The 14212-nt window shown below is 66.1% G+C and carries 14 protein-coding genes and 1 pseudogene; 11 read left to right on the plus strand and 4 right to left on the minus strand.

From position 1 onward, the window contains the following. Nucleotides 1-393 (minus strand): annotated as a pseudogene (locus FKP22_RS07065) (hypothetical protein); the annotation flags it as partial. A 213-nt stretch (nucleotides 394-606) separates the two neighbouring features. Here FKP22_RS07065 and FKP22_RS07070 point away from each other — a divergent pair. From FKP22_RS07070 to ntrC, 10 genes are all read left to right on the plus strand, one after another. Further along, a complete protein-coding gene (locus FKP22_RS07070) occupies nucleotides 607-1419 on the plus strand; it encodes a TIGR00266 family protein (RefSeq protein WP_141286536.1) in 813 nt (270 codons plus the stop codon). A 228-nt stretch (nucleotides 1420-1647) separates the two neighbouring features. Then, nucleotides 1648-2631, plus strand: a complete 984-nt coding sequence (locus FKP22_RS07075) for a YncE family protein (protein ID WP_259374025.1) — start codon at nucleotides 1648-1650, stop codon at nucleotides 2629-2631. Continuing rightward, entirely contained in the window at nucleotides 2615-3433 is an 819-nt protein-coding gene (locus FKP22_RS07080) for a polysaccharide deacetylase family protein (protein WP_141286538.1), read from the plus strand. The genes FKP22_RS07075 and FKP22_RS07080 overlap by 17 nt, the downstream gene beginning before the upstream one ends. Nucleotides 3434-3441: 8 nt before the next feature. Beyond that, the gene (locus FKP22_RS07085) at nucleotides 3442-4470 is read left to right on the plus strand and encodes a sterol desaturase family protein (RefSeq protein ID WP_141286540.1); all 1029 of its coding nucleotides are present in this window, start codon (nucleotides 3442-3444) and stop codon (nucleotides 4468-4470) included. Between the two features lie 56 nt (nucleotides 4471-4526). Beyond that, nucleotides 4527-5450 (plus strand): EI24 domain-containing protein, encoded by a 924-nt coding sequence (locus FKP22_RS07090; RefSeq protein ID WP_141286542.1) that lies wholly within the window; start codon nucleotides 4527-4529, stop codon nucleotides 5448-5450. 29 nt (nucleotides 5451-5479) lie between these two features. Next, a complete protein-coding gene (locus FKP22_RS07095) occupies nucleotides 5480-6265 on the plus strand; it encodes a competence/damage-inducible protein A (RefSeq protein WP_141286544.1) in 786 nt (261 codons plus the stop codon). Between the two features lie 388 nt (nucleotides 6266-6653). Further along, on the plus strand, nucleotides 6654-8069 hold the full coding sequence (gene glnA, locus FKP22_RS07100; RefSeq protein WP_141286546.1) for a type I glutamate--ammonia ligase: 1416 nt from the start codon (nucleotides 6654-6656) through the stop codon (nucleotides 8067-8069). Between the two features lie 180 nt (nucleotides 8070-8249). After that, a complete protein-coding gene (locus FKP22_RS07105) occupies nucleotides 8250-8798 on the plus strand; it encodes a hypothetical protein (protein WP_231011374.1) in 549 nt (182 codons plus the stop codon). Next, on the plus strand, nucleotides 8795-9889 hold the full coding sequence (gene glnL, locus FKP22_RS07110; RefSeq protein ID WP_259372430.1) for a nitrogen regulation protein NR(II): 1095 nt from the start codon (nucleotides 8795-8797) through the stop codon (nucleotides 9887-9889). The genes FKP22_RS07105 and glnL overlap by 4 nt, the downstream gene beginning before the upstream one ends. Before the next feature lie 100 nt (nucleotides 9890-9989). Next, the gene (ntrC, locus tag FKP22_RS07115) at nucleotides 9990-11555 is read left to right on the plus strand and encodes a nitrogen regulation protein NR(I) (protein ID WP_141286548.1); all 1566 of its coding nucleotides are present in this window, start codon (nucleotides 9990-9992) and stop codon (nucleotides 11553-11555) included. A 43-nt stretch (nucleotides 11556-11598) separates the two neighbouring features. Here ntrC and xth read toward each other — a convergent pair whose 3' ends face one another. Beyond that, on the minus strand, nucleotides 11599-12363 hold the full coding sequence (gene xth / locus FKP22_RS07120) for an exodeoxyribonuclease III (RefSeq protein WP_141286550.1): 765 nt from the start codon (nucleotides 12361-12363) through the stop codon (nucleotides 11599-11601). Between the two features lie 190 nt (nucleotides 12364-12553). On the opposite strand from xth, the gene FKP22_RS34345 reads away from it, so the two are divergent. Further along, on the plus strand, nucleotides 12554-12835 hold the full coding sequence (locus tag FKP22_RS34345; protein WP_141286552.1) for a hypothetical protein: 282 nt from the start codon (nucleotides 12554-12556) through the stop codon (nucleotides 12833-12835). Between the two features lie 46 nt (nucleotides 12836-12881). Here FKP22_RS34345 and FKP22_RS07130 read toward each other — a convergent pair whose 3' ends face one another. Beyond that, entirely contained in the window at nucleotides 12882-13370 is a 489-nt protein-coding gene (locus FKP22_RS07130) for a nuclear transport factor 2 family protein (protein ID WP_141286554.1), read from the minus strand. 176 nt (nucleotides 13371-13546) lie between these two features. After that, nucleotides 13547-14212: NAD(P)H-binding protein (locus FKP22_RS07135; protein WP_141286556.1), on the minus strand; the 666-nt coding region annotated here is incomplete at its 5' end.

Consider the following 14212-nt stretch of genomic DNA (forward strand, 5'->3'; position numbering starts at 1 on the left):
CAGCAGCTGGCCGATGCGGCTCAGCTCGGCCTCGCGCTGCGGGTGCTGTGCCAGGGCCTGCTGCACCTTGGCCCAGTCCGCTGCGCTGACACCTTCCGGCGTGCCGGCGCTGGGGGAGGCATTGGGGGTGGATGTGGCCGGCGTGGCGGCCTGGCTGGCCGCTGCTGCGGCATGGCCTTCGCCCAGGCGGCCGGTACTGGCCGGGGCATAAGCCGGCTTGCCAGCGTAGGCGAACACGCCCAGCCCGCCTATCACCGCCACGGCTGCCAGCAGCGCCAGCGGCCAGGGGCCAACGCGGCCGGCCTGGCCATGTTGATGAACCGGCGTTCCGGGGAGGACGGTGGGGAACTTGGACACGGCAGCGGCGGGCACGGCAGGAGTGGGGCGTGGCATGGGCATCCGGCCAGTGTGGTTGGCGGCTGGCTTGGCAGCCATACCCAGTTGCACGCATGACGCGACGAGGCGCCGCGTCATTGTGCCAACGCAGGTTGCATTGCGTTACCTTGAGGTCCCCTTGAATTGGGGATGCAGCAACACGCGGCCGGCGGGCGCGGGCTTTTGTACCATTCGCCTCTTTGCAGACTTACCTAACGGGGAGTGATCGCCATGGCGATGGATGTGGTGGACTACGAGATCAAGGGCTCGGAGATGCAGTTTGTCGAGGTGGAACTCGACCCGGGCGAGGCGGCGGTCGGCGAAGCCGGCAGCATGATGTACATGGACGCCGGCATCTCGATGGACACGGTGTTCGGCGACGGCAGCAAGTCCAGCGGCGGCCTGTTTGGCAAGCTGCTGGGGGCGGGCAAGCGGCTGGTCACCGGCGAATCGCTGTTCACCACCGTCTACACCAACCAGGTGGACGGCAAGAAGCGCGTGGCCTTCGCCGCGCCTTACCCCGGCAAGATCTTGCCGATGGACCTGCGCCAGCTCGGCGGCATGCTGATCTGCCAGAAGGACGCATTCCTCTGCGCGGCGCGTGGCGTGTCGCTGGGCATCTACTTCCAGCAGAAGCTTTCGGTCGGCTTTTTTGGCGGCGAAGGTTTCATCATGCAGAAGCTCGAAGGCGACGGCCTGGCCTTCGTGCATGCCGGCGGCACGGTGCTGCGGCGTGAACTGCAACCCGGCCAGACGCTGCTGATCGACACCGGCTGCATCGTCGCGATGACGCCGAACGTCAATTTCGAGATCCAGTACGTCGGCAAGATCAAGACTGCGCTGTTCGGCGGCGAAGGCCTGTTCTTCGCCAAAGTGACCGGCCCGGGCACGGTCTGGCTGCAAAGCCTGCCGTTCTCGCGCTTGGCCAGCCGCGTGTTTGCCGCGGCGCCGCAAAACGGCGGCAGCCGCGAGGAGGGCTCAGTCCTGGGCGGCTTTGCCGGCGCGGGCCTGCTGGGTGGCCTGCTGGGCGGCGACGACGACTGAGCCACCGCCACGGCAACGGCGGCAGCGGGCTTGCGCCAACGCAAGCTTGCTGCAGGGAGATGCCGGTTATTCGAGGTCTGGCAAGGCAGGGCGGCTAAACTGGCATGTTGCTCCGTTCAGGGTCCTGTTTCAGTGAATTTGTCTGCCGTATTTCCCTTGAAGGCGCGCCGCCTGCCGGCGTTGCAGGCCCTGTTGCTGGCTGTCGGTTGCCTGTCGACCTCGTTGCTGATGGCGGCACCGGAGCCGGCAGCCACGGCCAGTGCCGCCGCTGCGACAGTGCCGCTGCCCGGCCAGCGCCCGATCTTCGTGCTGAACTCGCTGGATGCCAGCGTCAGCGTGCTGGACCCGGTCACCTTCACTGAGCGCGAACGCATTCCGGTCGGCAAGGAGCCTCACCATCTGTACCTCACGCCCGACGACAAGTCGCTGCTGGTGGCCAATGCGCTGAGTGATTCGCTGACCTTCATCGACCCGCTGACCGCCAAGGTGCAGCGCACGCTGGGCGGCATTTCGGATCCGTACCAGCTGCGCTTCTCGCCGGACATGAAGTGGTTCGTCACCCTGGCGAACCGGCTGAACCACGTGGACATCTACAAGTGGCAGCCCGAGAACGCCGCCGAGCCGATGAAGCTGGTCAAGCGCGTGCCTACCGGCAAGACGCCCAGCCACCAGTGGATCGACAGCAAGAGCACGACGATTTACGCGACCATGCAGGACAGCGACGAGCTGGTCGCGATCGACCTGGCCTCGCAAGCGGTGCGCTGGCGCGTGCCGACCGGCAAGCTGCCGGCCGATGTGTACCTCACGGCCGACGACAAGACGCTGTTCGTCGGCCTGACCGGCGACCGCTTCGTCGAGGTCTACGACGTGTCCAATGGCCCGGCGAAGCTGGTCAAGCGCATCCAGACGGGCGAGGGTGCACACGCCTTCCGCGCGATGGGCGACAAGCGCCACATCTTCGTCAGCAACCGCGTGGCCAATACCATCAGCCTGATCGACACGCAGACCATGACGGTGGTGAGCGAACTGCCCGGCCCCGGCGGCCCGGACTGCCTGGACCTGATGGCCGATGGCCGCACTTTGTTGGTCAGTTCACGCTGGGCCCGCAAGATCAGCGTGGTCGACATCATCGACAAGAAGGTCGTGCGCCAGATCCCGGTGGGCCGCTCGCCGCACGGCGTCTGGACGCTGGACCATGTGCCGCGTCAATAGGGCGGCGGTTCGCAAGGCCGGCGCGCTGGCCTTGGCCGTGTTGCTGGCGGCGCAGAGCGGTTTGGCTGCCGCGGCGAGTTGCGACAAGCCGGTCTACCTGACGCTGGACACCGGCCACATGGGCGTGGCGCCGCTGATCGCCGAGGTGCTGACGCGGGAGCAGGTCAAGGTCACGTTTTTCCTGGCCAACGAAAAGACGCTGGACGGCGGCAGCAGCCTGGACGACCAATGGGCGCCGTGGTGGAAGGCCCGCGCGGCCGAAGGCCACGTGTTTGGCAGCCACACCTTCGACCACGTCTACTGGCGCGCGGACAAGCCCGGTGGCCGCTTCGTGATGAAGCCCTCGGCAGGCCCGCAGAACGGCAAGACGCTGGAGTGGACCGCGGCGGACTATTGCCAGGAACTCAAGCGCAGCGCGACGCGCTTCCACGAGATGACCGGTGCGACGATGGCGCCGCTGTTCCGCGCGCCTGGAGGGAAGACCTCGCCAGCGCTGCTGGCTGCTGCCAAGGCCTGCGGGTTTGCGCATGTGCCGTGGTCCGCGGCCGGCTTCCTGGGGGACGAGTTGCCCAGCGACAAGTACCCCAATGCGCAGTTGCTGCAAAAGGCGCTGCGCGACATCCAGCCTGGTGACATCCTGCTCGCGCACCTGGGCATCTGGTCGCGCCAGGATCCTTGGGCGCCTGCGGTGCTGGCGCCGCTGATCACGGGTCTGAAGGCGCGTGGCATGTGCTTCGCCACGCTGCGCGAGCACCCGCAATACCGCAGCCTCTTCAAGGCCGACGAAGCGGTGGCAAAGTAACGGGCGTCATGCAGGTCTTGTCGTCTGTTTTCGATTGGGTCGCCGATGTCTTCGGCCTGGCCCAGCAGTGGTTGTACGAAGCGGTGGTGCAGCCCCTGCTGTTCTCCATGGGTTGGGGTGCATACCTGGAAGACGCGTTCGACGCGACCGGCTGGCTGTTGGTCGGTCTGATCCAGTTGGTGATCATCGTTGCGCTGATCGGGCCGCTGCAGCGCTGGTGGCCGGGCGAAGTGGCACCAGCCGACCCTGCTCGCCGTGCCGAGCGCCGCCACGCGATCTTCATCGACTTCCTCTACACGCTGCTGCACCGGCTCGGGCTGTTCCGCGTCGGGCTGTTCCTGGCGATCGACCCGCTGTGGGACGCGCTGTTCGGCGGTCTGGCGCTGGCCGGCTACGGCGCCTGGCACCTGGACCAGTGGATCGCGCCATGGTGGCCGGGCCTGACCGACACCGCGCTGGCTGGCTTCGTCGCCTACCTCTTGGTGTTCGACCTGGCCAACTACCTGTTGCACCGGGCGCAGCACCAGTTCGAATGGTGGTGGGCGCTGCACTCGCTGCACCACAGCCAGCGCCACATGACGATGTGGACCGACAGCCGCAACCACCTGCTGGACGACCTGCTGATCGACAGCGCGTTTGTGCTGCTGGCGCGGCTGATCGGCGTGGCGCCGGGGCAGTTCGTTGCGCTGGTCGCTTTGTCGCAGCTGATCGAGAACCTGGCGCATGCCAACACCCGGCTGCATTTCGGCTGGCTGGGCGAGCGGCTGCTGGTCGGCCCGCGCTTCCACAGGCTGCATCACGCCATCGGCGTCGGCCATGAGTCCAAGGGCCAGGGCACCTTGGGCGGGCACAACTTCGCGGTGCTGTTTCCTGTCTGGGACCTGTTGTTCCGCAGCGCGCACTTCGGCGCCGAATGGCCGGCCACCGGCATTCGCGACCAGCTGCCCGAAGCGGGTGGGCGCGACTACGGCCGCGGTTTCTGGCGCCAGCAGTGGCTGGGCCTGCAGCGGCTGTTCTCACGCCGCCAGGCGAGCTGAAAGAACGCCACGGCCCACCCAGGGTTCATGGTCACGCTGCCGTATGCTTGCGCGCCATGAAACTCCTGCTTGATTCGGTCTGGCGCGCGGCGGCCTATCTCTTCATGCCGCGTGTCATTGGCCTGACCCTGCTGCCGCTCGTGGTGGCGGGCGGCCTGACGCTGGTGACCGGCTACTTCTTCTACGAGCCGGCCGTTGACGGCGTGCGCAACTGGCTGGAAACCTGGTCGCTGACCGAGGCAGTGCTGCGCTGGCTGGACCTGCATGCGGGCACCAGCTTCCGGGCCATGATGGCCATCATCATCGTGCTGGCGGTGGCAATTCCGGTGGTCGTCGTGCTGTCGCTGCTGCTGGTTGCGGCCTTCATGACGCCGGCATTGGTGAGCCTGGTGGCCGAGCGGCGTTTCCCTGGCCTGGAGCGCCTGCGTGGCGGCAACTTCTGGCGGGGGCTGGCCGTGTCGCTGGGCGCCACGCTGCTGGCGCTGGTGGCGCTGCTGCTGAGCGCGCCGCTGTGGCTGGTCCCGCCGCTGGCGCTGATCATCCCGCCATTGATCTGGGGCTGGCTGACCACCAAGGTCATGAGCTTCGACGCGCTGGCCGAACACGCCAGCGAAGCCGAGCGGCTGCGCATTCGCGAGCGCCACCACTGGCCGCTGCTGTTCATCGGCGTGATCACCGGCTACCTGGGCGCTGCACCCACGCTGCTGTGGGCCGTCAGCGCCGCCACGCTGATCCTGGCGCCGTTCCTGATCGTCGTGTCGATCTGGCTTTACACGCTGGTGTTCGCGTTTTCCGCGCTCTGGTTTGTGCACTACTGCCTGGGCGCCCTGCGCGACGACCGTTTGATCGTCGCCGGCAATGCCGCCGCCGCGGCCCGCCAGGCGACTGACCTGCGCGAGCTGTCGGTCGCCGGGCCCGGTTCCGACTACGACTTCCAGCGCGACGTGCCACCGCAACCGCCCGTGCTGCCGCCGGCCTGACCCTTCATTCACCTCAACTGCCCCGCACGATGAACTTCGGTCTGATCATCATTGGCGACGAGATCCTCTCCGGCCGCCGCCAGGACAAGCACATGGCCAAGGTCATCGAGCTGCTCGCCGCGCGTGGCCAGCAACTGGCCTGGGCCCGCTACGTGGGCGACGAGCGCTCGCGCATCACCGAAACCCTGCGCGAGGCCATGGCCTCCGGCGTAGTGGTGTTCTCCTGCGGCGGCATCGGCGCCACGCCGGACGACCACACCCGCCAGTGCGCCGCGCTGGCCGCCGGTCGGCCGCTGGTGCTGCATCCCGAGGCCAAGGCGCTGATCGAGGAGCGCATGCGGGACGTGTCCGCGGAGCAGGGCACGACCTGGGAGCCGGACCGGCCGGACAACGTGCACCGGCTCAACATGGGCGTGTTCCCCGAGGGCGCGCGCATCATCCCGAACCCGTACAACAAGATCCCGGGCTTCAGCGTCGGCCATGTGCACTTCGTGCCGGGCTTCCCGGTGATGGCGCATCCGATGATCGAGTGGGTGCTGGCGAGCCGGTACGCCGAGCTGGCACCGCTGGCCCATGAAGAGCGCTCGCTGTTCGTCTATGGCGGCATGGAGGCGACACTGACGCCGCTGATGGAAACGCTGGAAACCCAGTTCCCCGGCGTGCGCGTCTTCAGCCTGCCCAGCGTCGATCACCCGCAGCGCGGCAAGCACATCGAGCTGGGCGTGAAGGGCGAGCCGGGCAGCGTCGCGGCAGCCTTCGCGCAGTTGCAACAGGGCTTGGCCGCTTTCGAAGGCTTGCGCTTCGACCTGGCCTGAGCCCGATTCGGCGGGCGATGCCCTGATTTGGCGGTGCCGCCCTGAGTTGGTTCATGTGGACGCCAGTTTGGTGCAAATGGCGCCTTACCCTGCCAGGGCGTTGGCAATGCCCGGATTCACGACACCAAATATGGCATCTTCCGCGCTTTGCACTGCGGCGCGGCCGGGGTTGGCTGTCCCGGCTTGGTGCAAATCAGGTCTGGGCGAGGGCGATTCGCGGCGTCTGGCCACGGGGTCCACGCCCCCTTCGCTCCCCATTTCTGGGCATGGTTTCTGCTACATTCGCCGGCGCCGTGGTGCACCCGTGGGCTGGCTCGAGGGCTGGCCAGTGTCGGGGAATTGCGACCAAGCACCCTGTTGAACAACTCATCCGCCAGGAGCCTTATTGATGGCCAAGACCGTCGCCGATGTGATGAAGCTGGTGAAGGAAAACGAAGTCAAATTCGTGGACTTCCGCTTCACCGATACCCGTGGCAAGGAACAGCACGTGACCGTGCCTGTGTCCGCCTTTGACGAAGACAAGTTCACCTCGGGCCACGCGTTCGACGGTTCCTCCATCGCTGGCTGGAAAGGCATCGAAGCCTCCGACATGCTGCTGATGCCGGACCCGAACACCGCCAACGTCGACCCGTTCTTCGAAGAGCCGACGCTGATCCTGACCTGCGATGTGATCGACCCGCATGACGGCAAGCCCTACGAGCGCGACCCGCGTTCGCTGGCCCGCCGCGCCGAGGCCTACATGAAGTCCTCGGGCCTGGGCGACGTGGCCTACTTCGGTCCCGAACCCGAATTCTTCGTCTTCGACAGCGTGCGCTGGGCGAACGACATGTCCGGCTGCTTCTTCAAGATCGAATCCGAAGAAGCTGCCTGGAACAGCGGCAAGGAATACGAGCACGGCAACAGCGGCTACCGTCCTTCGGTCAAGGGCGGCTACTTCCCCGTGCCCCCGGTCGACTCGGCGCAGGACATGCGCTCGGAAATGTGCCTGCTGCTCGAGCAGATGGGCATTCCGGTCGAAGTGCACCACCACGAAGTGGCGAACGCGGGCCAGATGGAAATCGGCACCAAGTTCAGCTCGCTGGTCGAGCGCGCTGACTGGGTCCAGCTGCAGAAGTACATCATCGTGAACGTCGCCCATGCCTATGGCAAGACCGCGACCTTCATGCCCAAGCCCATCGTTGGCGACAACGGTTCGGGCATGCACGTGCACCAGTCGGTCTGGAAGGACGGCAAGAACCTGTTCGCTGGTGACGGCTATGCAGGCCTGTCGGAATTCGCGCTGTACTACATCGGCGGCATCATCAAGCATGCCCGCGCGCTGAACGCCATCACCAACCCCGGCACGAACTCGTACAAGCGCCTGGTGCCCGGCTTCGAAGCCCCGGTGAAGCTGGCCTATTCGGCCAAGAACCGCTCGGCCTCGATCCGCATTCCGTACGTGGCGAACCCCAAGGGCCGCCGCATCGAAGCACGCTTCCCGGATCCTTCGGCCAACCCGTACCTGGCTTTCAGCGCGCTGCTGATGGCCGGCCTGGACGGCGTGGAAAACAAGATCCACCCGGGCGAAGCCGCCACCAAGGACCTGTACCACCTGCCGCCGGAAGAAGACGCGAAGATCCCGACCGTCTGCCACAGCCTTGACCAGGCGCTGGACTACCTGGACAAGGACCGCGCGTTCCTGACCAAGGGCGGCGTGTTCACCGATGCGTACATCGACGCCTACATCGAATTGAAGATGCAGGAAGTCACGCGTTTCCGCATGGCCACGCACCCGGTCGAATACGACATGTACTACGCGCTTTGAGGGCCCCCAGACCTGCCGCTTCGCGTCAGGCCCCCGCGGGGGACAAGGAAACTTGGGACGGCCCGGCGTTTCCTTGCGATCCTCCACGGATCATTGGTAACGGAAGAGGGACGGCTTGTGCCGTCCCTTTTTTTTCGGTTCACAATGCCGGCCATGCGGTTGTCTGCCCTGTCATTTCCCATGCCTCCAGTCCTCAGTGACATCCGTGCTTCACGCGGTTTGTCCGGCGGTGTCGCCGGTGGTTTTCTTGCCGTTGCCGCGTGCATGGCGCTGCTGGCCGGTGCGGGACAGGCGAAGGCCCAATCACCGTCGGTGTATTACATCTGCCCAGGCAATGTCTTCACCAACACCATCACTTCGAAGGAAGCCGAGCAGCGTGGCTGCAAGGCGCGCGAGGCCCAGCAGCCGACGACGATCGCCGGCCCGAGGGTGAAGGCGCCAGCCGGTCCGGCGACCACCGCTCGTTCCGACGGCGAGCGCGTGGATTCCTCCGAGCAGAAAAGCCGCGACACCGATGCCCGCCGCATCCTCGACGACGAGTTGCGCAAGGAAGAAGCGGCGCTGGAAGCGATGAAGCGCGAGTACAACAACGGCGAGCCCGAGCGCCGCGGCGACGAGCGCAATTTCCAGAAGTACCAGGACCGCGTGTCCGACCTGAAGGCTGCCATCAGCCGCAAGGAAGCCGACGTGGCCGCGCTGCGCCGCGAACTCGGCAAGCTGCCGTCGTGAAGCTGCTGCGCCCGCGCGAGTCGGCCGAGGCCAAGGCCTGGGAAACCTTCGACCTGCTGGCCACGATGGTGGCCGTGGTCCAGCCTGACGGGACCTGCCTGTTCGTCAATTCGGTGCTGGAGTCAGTCATCGGCATGTCGCGCAAGGCGCTGCTCAAACGCAGCATGCTGGAGTGGTTCCGCGAACCGGCGGCGCTCAGCGAGGCGATCGATGCGGTCGCCCGCAACGAATTCGCCACCCGCCGCTTCGAAGGTGCGCTGCGCCGCGCGGTGGTCGGTCATCACGAGCCGCTGCCGGTGCACATCATCGTCAGCCAGACCGAGCATTCGCACACCCGCATCCTGGTTGAAATGCTGGAGATCGAGCAGCAGACCAAGCAGGACCGCGAGGAGCGTGCGCTGGGCCAGGCGCAGGTCACCAAGGAACTGATCCGCAACCTGGCGCATGAGATCAAGAACCCGCTGGGTGGCATCCGCGGTGCGGCGCAGCTGCTGGCAATGGACCTGCCGTCGCCCGAGCTGATCGAATACACCCAGGTCATCATCCACGAGGCCGACCGGCTGCAGTTGCTGGTCGACCGGCTGCTGGCGCCGCACCGCAAGCCGCATGTGGTGACGGACGTCAACATCCACGAGGTCTGCGAGCGGGTGCGCTCGCTGGTGCTGGCCGAGCATTCGCGCGGGCTGGAGGTGGTGCGTGACTACGACGCCTCCATCCCCGAGTTCCGCGGCGACCGCGAGCAACTGATCCAGGCGTTGCTGAACATCGTGCACAACGCCAGCCAGGCGCTGGCCGAGCGCATCGACGCCGGTGACGCGCAGATCGTGCTGCGCACCCGCATTGCCCGGCAGGTGACGATTGGCAAGCAGCGCAATCGACTGGCACTGGAATTGCATATCCAGGACAACGGACCGGGCGTCCCCGAAAGCTTGCGAGAACGCATCTTCTTCCCCTTGGTATCGGGGCGGGAGGGCGGCTCAGGGCTAGGGCTGACGCTGGCGCAGACCTTTGTGCAGCAACATCAGGGCATGATCGAATGTGACAGCGAACCGGGACGCACGGTCTTCAAGATCGTGATTCCGTTGCCCTGAAGCGAGGACACCCCCGGGCCGCCAATGGCGGTGGCCCGCGCTGGGTGGTTCAATTTGGGAGCGGCCTTTCCTTGGCTTTCAAGACCTAACGACCGCTCGAATGAAACCCATCTGGATCGTCGACGACGATCAATCCATCCGCTTCGTCCTCGAGAAGGCCCTGGCCCGCGAGCAGTTGCCGGTGCGCAGCTTTGCCAACCCCCGCGACGTGCTGGCGGCGCTGGCGGATGACGAGCCCCAGGTGCTGGTCAGCGACATCCGCATGCCGGGTGGCTCCGGGCTGGAACTGCTGGCCAAGGTCAAGGAGCGCATGCCCAACCTGCCGGTCATCATCATGACCGCGTACTCCGACCTGGACAGTGCCGTGTCGGCTTTCCAGGGCGGCGCCTTCGAATACCTGCCCAAGCCCTTCGACCTGACCAAGGCGGTGGAGCTGATCCGCCGCGCGGTCGAAGAAAGCCTGCGCGAAGAGGTCAATGACGAGCGCGGCGCGCCCGCACCCGAGATCCTCGGCCAGGCGCCGGCGATGCAGGACGTGTTCCGCGCCATCGGCCGCCTGTCGCAGAGCAATGTCACGGTGCTGATCACCGGCGAGTCCGGCTCCGGCAAGGAACTGGTGGCCCGCGCGCTGCACCGCCACAGCCCGCGCGGTGACCTGGGCAGCAACGGCCCGTTCATCGCGATCAACACCGCAGCCATCCCCAAGGACCTGCTGGAGTCCGAGCTGTTCGGTCATGAGCGTGGCGCCTTCACCGGTGCGCAGACCATGCGGCGCGGCCGCTTCGAGCAGGCCGATGGCGGCACGCTGTTCCTGGACGAAATCGGCGACATGCCGTTTGACCTGCAGACCCGGCTGCTGCGCGTGCTGTCCGACGGCCAGTTTTACCGCGTGGGCGGCCACCAGCCATTGCGCAGCAATGTGCGTGTCATCGCCGCCACCCACCAGAACCTGGAACAGCGGGTGCGCGAGGGTGGCTTCCGCGAGGACTTGTTCCACCGCCTGAACGTGATCCGGCTGCGCCTGCCGCCGCTGCGCGAACGCAACGAGGACATCCCGGCGCTGGCCCGTTTCTTCCTGCAGAAGAGCGCCAAGGAACTGGGCGTGGAGCCCAAGCGCATCACCGACGACGCGCTGGAGCGGCTCAAGCTGTTCGAGTTCCCGGGCAACGTGCGCCAGCTGGAAAACGTCTGTCACTGGCTGACCGTGATGGCACCGGCCCAGGTCATCGAGTCCAAGGACCTGCCGCCCGAGTTCCTCGGCCCGGTGCCAGCGGTGTCGGTCAACAGCCTGCACGTCGATCCCGCCGAGACTGCGCGTGCGCTGCCGCAAGGTGGCTATTCGCCGCAGCCGGCGGCACCGCAGCCTGGCAACCACGCCGTTCCCACGCCTGTGATGGCAGCAGCAGCGGCGCCAGCCGGCGTGGCAGCTGCGCCCAGCAGCAGCGGCGAGGCACCCTGGTTGCAGGACCTCGAAACCGAGGCCAAGCGCCTGCTGGAAGCCGGTTCGCCCGAGGTCTGGGACCTGCTGACCCGTCAGTTCGAAGCACGGCTGATCCGCACTGCGCTGGCCATCACCCGCGGTCGCCGCATCGAGGCGGCGCAAAAGCTGGGCATTGGCCGCAACACCATCACTCGCAAGATCCAGGAACTCGCGCTGGACGATTGATGCGGCCAGGCCTGCAAGCCTCTGGCCGTGGCGCTTGTCGATGTCAGTCGAGGGTGATGACCACCGGTGCGTGGTCGCTGGGTCGCTCGTTCTTGCGCGGCAGCTTGTCGATCACGCAGGCCGTGACCCGCGGCTTCAGCGCCTGGCTGACGAGGATGTGGTCGATGCGCAGGCCCTGGTTCTTGCGGAACGCCAGGTTGCGGTAGTCCCACCAGCTCCAGCTCTTGGGCGGCTGCTCGAAGAGCCGGAACGCGTCGACGAAGCCCATCGCGATCAGCGCCTGGAAGTGCGCCCGCTCTTCGGGCGTGCAGTGGATCTGCCCGGCCCAGGCAACCGGGTCATACACGTCGCGGTCCTCCGGCGCGATGTTGAAGTCGCCCATCAGCACCAGTTGCGGGTGCTGGGCCATTTCGTCTGCCAGCCAACGGCGCAGCGCCGTCAGCCAGCCCATCTTGTAGACGAACTTGTCGCTGTCCGGTGCCTGGCCGTTCGGGAAATACGCGCCGACCACGCGCACGCCGTTCACTGTTGCCGCGATCACCCGTGCCTGTTCGTCTTCGAAGCCGAAGATGTTGCGCGCGACATCGGTCGCCGGCTCGCGCGACACCAGCGCCACGCCGTTGTAGGTCTTCTGGCCGAACCACTGCGCGTGATAGCCGGCTTCCTTCAGCGCCTCGTGCGGAAACTTGTCGTCCGTCAGTTTCGTTTCCTGCAGCACCACCACATCCGTCTGATGCTGGCCAAGCCAGTCCAGCAACTGCGGCAACCGCACGGCCAGCGAATTCACGTTCCAGGTGGCGAGTTTCATGGTGTACCTAAGTTCATGTTTTTGTTGAGATCCATTTACATGGCTGTGAGTGATGCCCCCACTCATACCCCAGAATTTTTCGCTGCGATCCGGCCACTGCCACTACCCAGTTGGTCGAGACCTGTATCACCATCGTACAAGCGTCGGTCCCGCAGAGCTCACGCGGCGACGCCAGCACGACAGTGTGCCGGTGCTCAGCGAGATCGAGAAGCTGCTGCTGGCCAACCTGCACAGCGTGTTGCCCAGGAGCTTGCCGGGACGGGCCTTGCACTACACGGCCGGGCAGTGGCACACGCCCAAGCGCGAAGCCCATGCCGATTGGCGTTCCGCGGCGCACGTTCAGCCCGTGGGCGCTTCGACGAGCTTCTGGACGATCCGCCGAGCGCGCTTGCCGCAGCAAAGCACTTTACGTTGGGACTGCCGCTGTCGTCGCGCACGCTGCAAACCAGCAATCCGGTTGCCGCCCGCCTGAGGTTGGCAGCCTGTGACTGTGGTCGCGCCGACACGGTGCCGTCGGCCTACTGTTTGGTGGTCGGGTCCCAGTGTTCTGCAATCTTGCCGTTCTCGATGCGGAACATGTCAAACCACGTCGTTGTGTACTTCTTCGTCGCGTCCTTCGGATCGGTGCCCTCGCGCGCGAAGGCGAGTACGACCAAGTCTCCTTCGGCTACGACGGCGACCAATGGGGCCTTGATCTTGGGCTCGATCGGCTTGGGCTTGGCGACCTTGCTGAAGAAGTCCACGAATGCTGCTCGTCCGGTGGCGACGTTCGGGTTGTGTTGGACATAGGAATCAGCCATGTATTTCTCGGCCAGTTCCATGTGTCCGCCTTCGAAGACCTCACGCCAGAAGTCGTAGACCAACCGCTTGTTCATGACTGCCTTGGGATCGCTGCCGATCAGCATCTGCTCTTGGTTCGGATTTGCGAGGACCGGAACCTGCGCTCGCAGCGCCGGAGAGGCGGCAAGCAGGAACGCAATGACGAGGGCATGGAAAGTGGTTTGCACGGGAGCTCCGATATGCGGGCGTTCGAGCCCAACGAATGAAAAAGACTTTCCCGTCCCGAACGCGCCGCGGTGCGGGTGTCGGCAACGCGTGCCTCGATGGCGATGTGAATTGCATCGACTCGTCCGGAAGGGGACGTCAATCTCCATTGACGGTGGCGAGAGTGTGATGGCGTCCTTCAGGACGCCTTCAAGGCGGCGGCGATCACCTGTGCCAGCGGCGTCGTCGGCCGGCCGATCAGGCGCGACAGCGCCTTGCCGTCGTCGAACAGGGCGCCCTTGGAGGCTTCGAAGTCCCAGCCGGCGATCGCTTCGGCCAACGCTGGCGGCAGCCCGAAGCCGGCCAGCGCGTTCGCGTACTCGGCCGGCGGCATGTTCCGGTAGGGGATCGAACGCCCGGTTTGGTGTGACAGCTCGGCCGCGAACTCGGCCAGCGTGTACGACGTGTCGCCGGCCAGTTCGTAGGTGCGGCCTTCTTGTCCCGGCGTCGTCAGCACCACGGCCGCAGCCTCTGCGTAGTCGGCGCGCGCGGCCGACGCGATGCGCCCCTCGCCGGCGCTGCCGATGAGCGCGCCACCGGCCAAGGCCCCGGGGATGGCACCGGCGTAGTTCTCGGTGTACCAGCCATTGCGCAACAGGGTGTAGGCGACGCCGCTGGCTTTCAGCATGGCCTCGGTCGCGCGGTGCTCGCTGGCCAGGCTGAGCGTGGAGACATCGGCACGCAGCAGGCTGGTGTAGACGATGCGCCCGACGCCGGCCGCACGTGCTGCGTCGATGACGTTGCGGTGCTGCTCTTCGCGCTGGCCGACCTCGCTGGACGAGATCAGCAGCAGCGTCTGCACGCC

Source organism: Ideonella azotifigens (assembly GCF_006519715.1).
GTDB lineage: Bacteria > Pseudomonadota > Gammaproteobacteria > Burkholderiales > Burkholderiaceae_C > Ideonella > Ideonella azotifigens.

What these genes read in the sequence shown, in the direction of transcription:
- FKP22_RS07070 (WP_141286536.1), top strand. Translation starts at nt 607, where the DNA reads ATGGCGATGGATGTGGTGGACTACGAGATCAAGGGCTCGGAGATGCAG.
- FKP22_RS07075 (WP_259374025.1), top strand. Translation starts at nt 1,648, where the DNA reads ATGGCGGCACCGGAGCCGGCAGCCACGGCCAGTGCCGCCGCTGCGACA.
- FKP22_RS07080 (WP_141286538.1), top strand. Translation starts at nt 2,615, where the DNA reads ATGTGCCGCGTCAATAGGGCGGCGGTTCGCAAGGCCGGCGCGCTGGCC.
- FKP22_RS07085 (WP_141286540.1), top strand. Translation starts at nt 3,442, where the DNA reads ATGCAGGTCTTGTCGTCTGTTTTCGATTGGGTCGCCGATGTCTTCGGC.
- FKP22_RS07090 (WP_141286542.1), top strand. Translation starts at nt 4,527, where the DNA reads ATGAAACTCCTGCTTGATTCGGTCTGGCGCGCGGCGGCCTATCTCTTC.
- FKP22_RS07095 (WP_141286544.1), top strand. Translation starts at nt 5,480, where the DNA reads ATGAACTTCGGTCTGATCATCATTGGCGACGAGATCCTCTCCGGCCGC.
- glnA (WP_141286546.1), top strand. Translation starts at nt 6,654, where the DNA reads ATGGCCAAGACCGTCGCCGATGTGATGAAGCTGGTGAAGGAAAACGAA.
- FKP22_RS07105 (WP_231011374.1), top strand. Translation starts at nt 8,250, where the DNA reads ATGCCTCCAGTCCTCAGTGACATCCGTGCTTCACGCGGTTTGTCCGGC.
- ntrC (WP_141286548.1), top strand. Translation starts at nt 9,990, where the DNA reads ATGAAACCCATCTGGATCGTCGACGACGATCAATCCATCCGCTTCGTC.
- xth (WP_141286550.1), bottom strand. Translation starts at nt 12,363, where the DNA reads ATGAAACTCGCCACCTGGAACGTGAATTCGCTGGCCGTGCGGTTGCCG.